At 35.8% G+C, this 1,383-nt stretch carries 1 protein-coding gene and 1 pseudogene; both read left to right on the top strand.

Annotated features, from left to right (window positions below; translation table 11 throughout):
- Positions 1-138: pseudogene (prfB, locus tag B4237_RS08910) on the top strand (peptide chain release factor 2); the annotation flags it as partial.
- Positions 128-1,383, top strand: a 1,256-nt coding sequence (lysS, locus tag B4237_RS08905) for a lysine--tRNA ligase (protein WP_286942774.1), incomplete at its 3' end; no start/stop codon positions are given. The pseudogene prfB and the gene lysS, both read left to right, overlap by 11 nt.

Below are 1,383 nucleotides of genomic sequence, written 5' to 3'. Positions count from 1 at the left end.
AATCAAATTAGATCTTATGTGCTTGATCAATCAAGAATAAAAGATCTTCGAACAAAGCATGAGGAAACAAATACGCAAGCGGTTTTAGATGGTAAAATTAATAACTTCGTCAAAGAAAGTTTAAAGAATGGATACTAAAGATTTTACTAAGGTTCAGAAAGATAGAGCAGGGAAACTTGCCAAGCTAAGAGCTGAGGGTTTCAAGTTCCCAAACGATTTTAAAAAAATAGATTTAATTGGTGATGTTGTTAATGAATTTGGCCCTAAAACCAAAGAAGAACTGATTGCTAAAAAGGTCGATATGCAAACTGCAGGTCGCATAGTTTTAAAGAGAGTCATGGGGAAGGTTGCATTTATGACCTTGGAAGATCAATCTGGACGAATTCAAGTATATTTTTCTGCCGACAATTTAGGTGAACACTACACCGCAATAAAAGAGTTCGATTTAGGAGATATTGTGGGTCTATCAGGCCCATTGTTTCGAACAAAAACTGATGAATTAACCGTAGAAGTTAAAAAATTTCAACTTCTAACTAAGTCCTTAAATCCAATGCCTGAGAAGCATGCAGGCCTTACCGATATTGAGACTATTTACCGTAAAAGATACGTCGATCTCATGAGTAATTCAGAGGCAAGAGAAACCTTCATCAAAAGGACCAAAATCATAGAATCAATAAGAAACAATATGCAAAGTGAAAGTTTTTTAGAGGTAGAAACACCTATGATGCACCCAATACCAGGAGGCGCTAATGCCAGACCATTTAAAACTCATCATAATACTCTTGATAAAGAGTTGTACCTTAGAATTGCTCCTGAACTTTATTTGAAGAGGTTACTCGTTGGTGGGTTTGAGAAAGTTTTCGAGATCAATAGAAATTTTCGAAATGAGGGAATCTCTACCATACATAATCCAGAATTTACTATGTTGGAATTCTACGAAGCCTATGGCACATTAGAGAGAACCACTAAATTGGTTCAAAAAATTGTCCAAGATGCAGTGGGAGTGGTCAATGATAATTTAACTATTACGTATCAAGATAAAGAGCTCAACTTAAAGGACGATTTTCAAATCAAATCTTTAAAAGAATTAGTTGAAGCAAAACTTAACGTCAAAATTAAAACAAAGGATGATATCTTTGCTGTTGCTAAAGCTAACAACACAAAATTTGAGAACGACTGGTCATGGGGTAAAGTGCTTCTCGAGCTTTTTGAACAGCACGTTGAAAGTGAATTATGGCAACCTACGTTTGTTAAGGACTACCCATCTTCTGTTTCACCCTTATCAAGAAGGAAAGATGACGAACCTGAATACAGCGACAGAATTGAATTATTTATAGCTGGACGAGAGTTTGCAAATTTCTTTTGTGAGCTTAACGACCCCGA

Source organism: Acinetobacter sp. UBA6526, from assembly GCF_002434875.1.
In the GTDB taxonomy this organism is placed as follows: domain Bacteria; phylum Pseudomonadota; class Gammaproteobacteria; order Pseudomonadales; family Moraxellaceae; genus Acinetobacter; species Acinetobacter venetianus.
This window is presented reverse-complemented; position numbering and strand designations above follow the sequence as displayed.